Source organism: Roseomonas sp. 18066 (assembly GCF_902706185.1).
Classification (GTDB): Bacteria; Pseudomonadota; Alphaproteobacteria; order Acetobacterales; family Acetobacteraceae; genus Pseudoroseomonas.
On sequence record NZ_CACSJM010000218.1, the window covers coordinates 1 to 7776 of the forward strand.

Annotated in this window: 7 protein-coding genes and 1 tRNA gene; 5 read left to right on the forward strand and 3 right to left on the reverse strand. The window is 73.5% G+C overall.

Annotation, left to right across the window (positions count from 1 at the left end; genetic code table 11):
* Nucleotides 1-115: 115 nt before the first annotated feature.
* Nucleotides 116-1306 carry a hypothetical protein gene (locus tag GVN67_RS27015; RefSeq protein WP_160000416.1) on the forward strand — a complete coding sequence of 397 codons (1191 nt, stop codon included), beginning with the start codon at nucleotides 116-118 and terminating at the stop codon, nucleotides 1304-1306.
* A 75-nt stretch (nucleotides 1307-1381) separates the two neighbouring features.
* Here the strand turns inward: GVN67_RS27015 and GVN67_RS27020 are convergent, their stop codons facing one another.
* A complete protein-coding gene (locus GVN67_RS27020; RefSeq protein ID WP_235035554.1) occupies nucleotides 1382-2011 on the reverse strand; it encodes a Tat pathway signal protein in 630 nt (209 codons plus the stop codon).
* 184 nt (nucleotides 2012-2195) lie between these two features.
* On the opposite strand from GVN67_RS27020, the gene GVN67_RS27025 reads away from it, so the two are divergent.
* The 3 genes from GVN67_RS27025 to GVN67_RS27035 all read left to right on the forward strand — a co-directional run bounded on the left by GVN67_RS27025 (nucleotide 2196) and on the right by GVN67_RS27035 (nucleotide 4977).
* The gene (locus GVN67_RS27025; RefSeq protein WP_160000417.1) at nucleotides 2196-3884 is read left to right on the forward strand and encodes a tetratricopeptide repeat protein; all 1689 of its coding nucleotides are present in this window, start codon (nucleotides 2196-2198) and stop codon (nucleotides 3882-3884) included.
* 56 nt (nucleotides 3885-3940) lie between these two features.
* On the forward strand, nucleotides 3941-4867 hold the full coding sequence (locus GVN67_RS27030; RefSeq protein ID WP_235035556.1) for a 4-(cytidine 5'-diphospho)-2-C-methyl-D-erythritol kinase: 927 nt from the start codon (nucleotides 3941-3943) through the stop codon (nucleotides 4865-4867).
* Nucleotides 4868-4905: 38 nt separating this feature from the next.
* Nucleotides 4906-4977 (forward strand) — tRNA-Gln (locus GVN67_RS27035).
* 7 nt (nucleotides 4978-4984) lie between these two features.
* Here GVN67_RS27035 and GVN67_RS27040 read toward each other — a convergent pair.
* Nucleotides 4985-6340 (reverse strand): NAD(P)/FAD-dependent oxidoreductase, encoded by a 1356-nt coding sequence (locus tag GVN67_RS27040; protein WP_160000419.1) that lies wholly within the window; start codon nucleotides 6338-6340, stop codon nucleotides 4985-4987.
* Between the two features lie 61 nt (nucleotides 6341-6401).
* The gene (locus GVN67_RS27045; protein ID WP_160000420.1) at nucleotides 6402-6638 is read right to left on the reverse strand and encodes a CsbD family protein; all 237 of its coding nucleotides are present in this window, start codon (nucleotides 6636-6638) and stop codon (nucleotides 6402-6404) included.
* Nucleotides 6639-6756: 118 nt separating this feature from the next.
* On the opposite strand from GVN67_RS27045, the gene GVN67_RS27050 reads away from it, so the two are divergent.
* Nucleotides 6757-7776, forward strand: a 1020-nt coding sequence (locus GVN67_RS27050; protein ID WP_160000421.1) for a CCA tRNA nucleotidyltransferase, incomplete at its 3' end; no start/stop codon positions are given.

Below are 7776 nucleotides of genomic sequence, written 5' to 3' on the forward strand. Positions count from 1 at the left end.
CGCCCCGCCATCCCGCATTGACGCTGTCGCCTGCCCATCTGTAGCATGACGCACAAATTCGAGAAGAGGCATGATCATGACCCCCTGCCCCCCTCCGGCGCCCGCATCCCGGATCATGCCCGGCTGGTGGCCCCTGCTGGCGGCGGGGATGCTGCTGGCGCCGCTGCAGGCCCATGCCCAGGCCAGCACCCAGCTCGGCGACCAGGCCGATGCCCAGCAGGCCGCGCTGCAGGCCGGCGGCTGGCGCCTGACCGGCCAGCTCGAGACCGAGCTCAACCTCGACCTGAATGGCCGGCGCGGCGGCCGCGGCCGCTATGCCGACCTGTTCAACAAGACGGAGCTCGGCGTCTATCTCAGCCTGCCCGGCGGCTTCACCGTGAACAGCGTCTTCAAGCTGGAGCCCGCCGACCGCCCCGCCGATGGCAGCGACCGCGCCTTCCACGCCCAGGCCGCCTGGGTCGACCAGCTCTATCTGGCCTGGTCGCAGGGCCCGCTGCAGCTTTTCGCCGGCAAGATCCATCCGCGCTTCGGCATGGCCTGGGACGAGGCGCCCGGCCTCTACGGCACCGACTTCGCCGAGGGCTATGAGCTGTCGGAGAAGATCGGCGGCGGCGTGAACCTGTCGCTCTCCGACCTGGCCAGCGCCACCGACCGGCTGGGCCAGCACAGCCTGCAGCTGGAATTCTTCCAGGCCGATCGCAGCGCGCTGTCCTCCTCGCTCTTCGCCCGGCGCTGGTCCTACCAGGACGGCCAGGGGCGGCTGCGCTATTCGGCGCGCAACCGCCGCGCCTATGGCGGGCCGGACAACACGGAGGGCGCCGGCAACTGGGTGGCGTCCCTCGCCGGGCAGGAGGTGCCGCTGCCGCTGGGCGAGCTTTCTTATACTCTGGGCTACTCGTCGCGCCGGGCGGGCCTCGACAGCCTGCAGGCCGGCACCGCGGCGACCGAGCGCGGGGTGGTCGCGGGCCTCGCCTGGGAGGTGCCGCTGGGCGGCGACATCACCGCCACCCCCCTGGTCGAATGGGTCCGGCAGGAGAATGCCGACGGGCTGCGCGGCCTGCGCCGCCAGGTGGTCACCGCCGGCGCCGAGCTGGCGCGCGGCCCGGTCAGCCTCGCCTATGTCTATGAGTGGCTGAAGGAGCGCGGCGACGACGCGGCCCGGGCGGCGATGCACACCGCCTCGGCCAGCTACGCGCTGCCCTGGGTCGAGGGGCTGGTCTGGACCGTCGGCTGGCGCCGGCTGCGGGAGGAGGGCCAGGCCGCCAACGACTATGGCACCCAGCTCAGCTACAGCCTGAGGTTCTGAACCCGCCCTGAAACGAGAAGGACGGGGCCACTTCCGTGACCCCGTCCCCCCATCACGACCCGAAGCGCGGGAAAATCAGCGCCAGACGATCTCGGAGCGGGAGCAGGTCTCGACGCCGCGGCGCTCCTGCTCGCGGCCATTCATGTAGACGATCTTGACGTCGACCGTGCAGCTGCGCCCGGCCGGCAGCTCGATCCAGCGGTCGTAGCCGGGCTCCAGCACCTGCTCGCCCAGCCGGTCGCGGCCCCAGCTGCGGTCGGTGCTCAGCGAGACATAGAGCTCGCGCACCACGCTGCCCGAGCGGTTGACGAAGCTGAAGGACGGATCGCCCGCCACCCGCGTCGTCGCCCCGGCGCCACCGCCGCGGATCGCGCCACCGGCGCCGCCGCCGCCGGCGAAGACCACCCGCGTCAGCGAGCAGGCATTGACCTGCATCTTGGTCTCTTCCCGCCCGCCCTGGTAGCGGACGCGGATATCGATGACGCAATCGGTCGCCTGCGGCGTCACATGCACCTGCTGGCCGGCGCCCAGCATGGAGTTGCCCAGGATGTCCGGGCCCCAGTTGTCCAGCCGCGACGGCGAGACATAGGCGCTCTCGATCGTCTGCCCGGACTGGTTGATCAGCCAGAAGCGGTTCTGCGCCGAGGCGGGCGAAAGCGTCGCAGCGGCGGCCAGCATCAGCAGCGCCGCGAGGAAAACACGCACGGGGGAATCCTCCGGTCCAGGGAAGGGGATCGGGCCCCGGACGGCCTTTCTGGCAGCCGGGCCCGCGTAATAAGAATGCGCCGATCCGTATCGTTTCACAACAAAGCGTGCCGTTCACGCTTTCTACAGCGACGCTTTTCCGGAAGCGTTTCCCGCAGCCGCGAAATGGGCTTAGGCTTCCATCATGGTCATGCTCGTCTCCCCGCGCCGCCTCGCCCTGCTGGCCGCCGCCCTGCTCGCCGGCTGCGCCGCGGGCGGTGCCCCGGACGCCTCCTCCCCCGCCGAGCCCGGCAGCCGCCCGCCGCGGATCACCGCCTCCGGCGCCTATCTGGCCGGGCGCTTCGCCACCGCCGAGACCGACACCACCGCCGCCGCCGACCAGATGAACGAGGCGCTGCGCCTGGCGCCCGAGGAGGCCGAGGTGCTGAACCGCGCCTTCCTCGCCAATGTGCTGGATGGCCGGGCGGAGGCGGTGCGCCTGGCCCGCCGCCTGCCGCAGAGCGAGCTGGCGGGGATGCTGCTGGCCGGCACCGACGCCATGGCCGGCCGCTGGGAACGCGCCGAGGCGCGGCTGCGCGGCATGCCGCGCACCGGCGCCGCCCAGGTGCTGCAGCCGCTGCTGCTGGCCTGGACCCAGGCGGGGGCCGGCAATACCGACGCCGCCATGGCGACGCTGAAGCCGCAGATCGAGGGCAGCCGGCTGCGCGGCCTGGCCGCCCTGCACGGCGCCATGATCTCCGACCTGGCCAACCGCCCGCGCGAGGCGGAGCGGCTGGTGCGGCTGGCCCTGTCCGACTCGCCCGAGACCAACCTGCGCATGATCCAGGTCGCCGCCGGCATCCTGGCCCGCGCCGGCAAGGAGGCCGAGGCGACCCAGCTGATCACCGCGCTGGCCGCGGTGGGCGACGACCTGTCCCTGGTCAGCGCGCCCGAGGTGCGGCGCCGCCTGCTGCAGACCCGCGCCGTCGCCTCCGCGGTCGAGGGCATGGCCGAGGCCGAGCTGGCGCTGGCCGGCGCGCTGCGCGGCCAGGGGGCGCCGGAGCTGACCCTGCTGCTGGCGCGCCTGGCCCTGCGGCTGCGCCCCGACTTCACCCCCGCTTTGCTGATCGCCGCCGATGCCCTGGCCGACGAGAAGCATCCCGACAGCGCGCTGGCCCTGCTGCGCCGGGTGCCCGACGACGACCCGCTGGCCGCCGCCGTGGCCATGCGCCGCGCCACCCTGCTCGACCGGCTGAACCGCCCGGACGAGGCCATCACCGCGCTGCGCGGGCTGCAGGAGGCCTATCCGCAGTCGCTGCAGCCGCCGGCCCGGCTGGGCGACCTGCTGCGCACGCGCGAACGCTATTCCGAGGCGGCCGAGGCCTATTCCACCGCCCTGACCCGGGTGCCGCGCCCGGGCGCGGAGCACTGGTCGCTGTTCTATGCCCGCGGCATCGCGCTCGAGCGCGCCGGCGACTGGACCAGGGCCGAGGCCGATTTCCACCGCGCCCTGCAGCTCGCCCCCGAGCAGCCCTACGTCCTGAACTACCTGGGCTATACCTGGGTCGAGCATGGCAGCAACCTGCCCGAGGCGCGCCGCATGCTGGAGCGCGCGGCCGAGCTCCGCCCGCAGGACGGCAATATCGCCGACAGCCTGGGCTGGGCGCTGTTCAAGCTGGGCGACATGCCGGCCGCCACCCGCTGGATGGAAAAGGCGGTGGAGCTGGAATCGCGCAACTCGGTGATCAACGACCACCTGGGCGACGTCTACTGGGCCGCCGGCCGCCGCATCGAGGCGCAATACCAGTGGCGCCGCGCCCTGACGCTGGAGCCCGAGCCCGGCGAGGCGCCGAAGATCGCCGCCAAGCTGCGCGACGGCCTCCCCCCCCGCTAATTTTCAAGCTGGGGGCCCCGATGGGGTCCCCCGCGTTGCGCGAGGCTGTGCCGCCGGTGACCCCGCCCGAGCTGAACACCCTGTCGCTGGCCGAGCCGGCGCCGGCCAAGATCAACCTGCACCTGCATCTGCTGGGCCGCCGCGCCGACGGCTACCACCTGCTCGACAGCCTGGCCGCCTTCGCCGGCGCCGGCGCCCCGGGCGGCGCCGACTGGCTGCGCTGGAAGCCCGGCGGCGCCTTCTCCCTCCGTGTCGAGGGGCCGGAGGCCGCGGCCCTGGCGGACGAGCCCGACAACCTGGTGCTGCGCGCCGGCCGGCTGCTGGCGGTGGAGGCCGGCATCGCCCCGCATGGCCAGGTGGTGCTGGAGAAGTTCCTGCCCGTCGCCTCGGGCATCGGCGGCGGCTCGGCCGATGCCGCCGCGGCGCTGCGCCTGCTGAACCGTGTCTGGGAGGCCGGGCTGGGCCATGCCCGGCTGTCCAGCCTGGCCGAGCAGCTCGGCGCCGATGTGCCGGTCTGCCTGGACAGCCGCCCGGCCCGGATGGGTGGCATCGGCGCGGTGCTGACCCCGGCGCCGACCCTGCCGCTGGCCGGGCTGCTGCTGGCCAATCCGCGCATCCCGCTCTCCACCCCCGCCGTCTTCCGCGCCCGGTCCGGCGACTTTTCCTCGTTCGCGCAGATGCCGACCGCCTGGGCCGATGCCGGGGCCATGGCCGCTGGCCTGGCGGCCTGCCGCAACGACCTGGAACCGGCGGCGATGTCGCTCTGCCCCGAGGTCGCCGGCCTGCTGGACGCCATCCGCGCGCTGCCCGGCTGCCTGCTGGCGCGGATGAGCGGCTCGGGCGCCAGCTGCTTCGGCCTCTTCGCCACGCCGGAGGCCGCCCATGCCGTGGCGCCGATGCTGCCCGAGGGCTGCTGGCGCTGGGGAGGGGGCTTTACGACAGGGGCCTCCGCCCTTTATTCACCCACCGACGGCCCCGCCTGAGGGGCCTCCTGCAGCGACTTCCTGCAGCGGCTTCCTGCTGGGGCGTAGCCAAGCGGTAAGGCAGCGGTTTTTGGTACCGCCATTCCCAGGTTCGAATCCTGGCGCCCCAATCTTCCCCTATTTCAGCATCGCCGAAATATTCGACGCCCCGGTCGGATAGGCGGTGATCATCGCGCGCAGCGCCGCCGCATCCATCCCCTGCCGCAGCGCCAGGCCGAACAGCGAAATGATATCCGCCGCCTCCGGCCCCAGCAGATGCGCGCCGAGCAGCCGCTCGCTGCCCGGCTCCAGCAGCAGCTTGTAGGCGGCGCAGGGCTCGGCCATCCGCCGCACCGACTGGAACTCCGCCATGTCGCCCTGGCGGAGCTCATAGGCTTGCCCGGCCTCGCGCGCGGCGGCCTCGGTCAGGCCGACGCCGGCCAGCGGCGGCAGGGTGAAGACCGCGCTGGGCACCGGGCCCTGCTCCGGCCGCGGGGTGCAGCCTTCCAGCAGGCTTCTGGCCACCGCCTTGGCGTCATGCGTCGCGATCGGCGTCAGCGCCGGGCCCACCCCCGCCGCATCGCCGGCGGCGAAGATCCGCTCATTGCCGCGAACGCGGAGAAATTCGTCCAGCGGCAGATGGCCCTTCTCCAGCGTGACCCCGGCGGCCTCCAGCTGCAGCCCGTCCAGCGCCGGCACCCGGCCCAGGCCGTGCAGCACCCTGGCCGCCTGGAAGCTGTCGCCCGTCGCGCCCTCGACGCGGAAGCCGCCCGCTTCCGGGTGGATGGCTTTCGCCTTGAAGCCGGTGACCAGCTCGATCCCCAGGGTGCGGCCATGCGCCACCAGCCGGTCCACCAGATCGGGGTCGAATTTTTCCAGCGGCCGCTCCGCCGCCTCCAGGATGCGCACCTTGGCCCCGGCCCGCGCCGCCAGATGCGCGCATTCGAAGGCGATGAAGCCGCCGCCGATGAACAGCAGGCTGTCGGGCATCTCAGGGAAATCGAGGAAATCGTCGCTGGTCGCCAGCTGCGCGGCGCCTTCGATCGACAGCGGCGCCGGATGCGCGCCGGTCGCGATGAGGAAGCGCCGCGCCACCAGCCGGCGCCCGGCGACCTCGAGCGCGTCGGGCGCCACGAAGCGTGGCTGGCCCTCGATCGCCTCGATCCCGGCCGCCTCCAGCGACTCTCGCCGCTGCGCCGGCACCGGATCGGTGAAGCTCTGCTTGAAGCGCTGCGCCGCGGCCCAGTCGAAGCGCAGCGCGGCGCCGCCGGCCACCCCATGCGGGGCCAGCCGCTGTGCCCGCTCCACCGCGCCGGCGATGGTCCAGAACACTTTCTTCGGCTCGCAGCCGCGCAGCGCGCAGGTGCCGCCGAAATCCCGGTTCTCGATCAGCGCCACGCGCCACCCGGCTTCCCGGCAGCGCTGCGCCACTGTCACCCCGGCGGTGCCGGAGCCGAGCACGACCAGGTCGTACGTCGCATCGCGGTCCGGCATCGGCATCCCCTCCTGTTCTGGCGGGGATGCCAACTCGGCCGGGGTCGCCGCGGTTGCGGCCTTAGAGGATGCGCAGTCGGCCCAGGATATAGCCGATGCCCGCCGCGATCGCGATCGAGGTCAGCGGCTGCTCGCGGACATTGTCGCAAAGCTGGCCGACGAAATTCTCCGCCTGGCCCTGCACCTCGTTGGCCACGCCGCGCGCCTGGTATTCGCGCTTGCCGGTCAGCCCGCCGACCGCTTCCTGCACCCGGCCAACCGTCTCGCGCGCAGCGCCCGTCACTCGGTTTTCATCCATCTGCCCATCTCCTTCTTGCCGCGGCCATGGCGGCCGTCCGGCAGGGAAACGCCGCGCGCGGCGGATGGATGCGCCCCGGCTTGCTTTGAACGGTGCCGCGTGGTGCCTTGCCGCCGCCATGACCGCCGATCCGCCCAGCACCCGCATCGCCCCGCCCGAGCGCCTGCGCCAGGGCGCCCCCGCTGCCGTGCTGGCCGCGCTCCCCGGGGCGCGGGCGGTGGGCGGCGTGGTGCGCGACATCCTGGCCGGCCGCCCGGTGCATGACATCGACGTCGCCGCCCCCCTGGCGCCGGAAGCCATCGCTGAGCGCCTGCGCGCCGCCGGCCTGAAGGTCTTCGAGACCGGCCTGCAGCACGGCACCGTCACCGCCGTCCTGAACCACGAGCCGGTCGAGGTCACCAGCCTGCGCCAGGACCTGGCCACCGACGGCCGCCACGCCACCGTCGCCTGGACGCAGGACTGGCGCGAGGACGCGGCGCGCCGCGACTTCACCATGAACGCCATGTCGCTCGATGCGGACGGGCGCCTCTGGGACTATTTCGGCGGCCGCGACGACCTCGCCGCCGGCCGCCTGCGCTTCGTCGGCGACCCGGCCACCCGCCTGGCCGAAGACTACCTCCGCGTGCTGCGCTTCTTCCGCTTCCACGCCCGCTACGGCATCGGCGCGCCCGAGGCGGCCGCGCTGGCCGCGATCCGCGCCGCCGTCCCGGGTCTCGCGCGCCTCTCCGCCGAGCGCGTCTGGATGGAGCTCAAGCGCCTGCTGGAAGGCCCGTCCCCCGCCGACAGCCTGGCGCTGATGCGCGACACCGGCGTGCTGCCCGCCATCCTGCCCGAGGCCGGCGCCCTCGACGCCCTGGCCCGCAGCGAGGCGCCCCCCGACCCGCTGCTGCGCCTGTCCCTGCTGCTGGCCGCCGATCCTGCGCCGATCGCGAAACGCCTGAAGCTCTCCGGCGACGAAACCCGGCGGCTGCGCGACCTGCTGGCGATCCCAGCCTCGGCGCCGGAGCTGAGCGACGACGACCTCCGCCGCCTCCTCGCCGAGCACCCGACCGACCTCGCCACCGCCACCGCCTGGGCCGCCGAAGCCCGCGACGGACAAAGCCGCGCGACGCTGCGCACCCGGATAAACACCACCCCC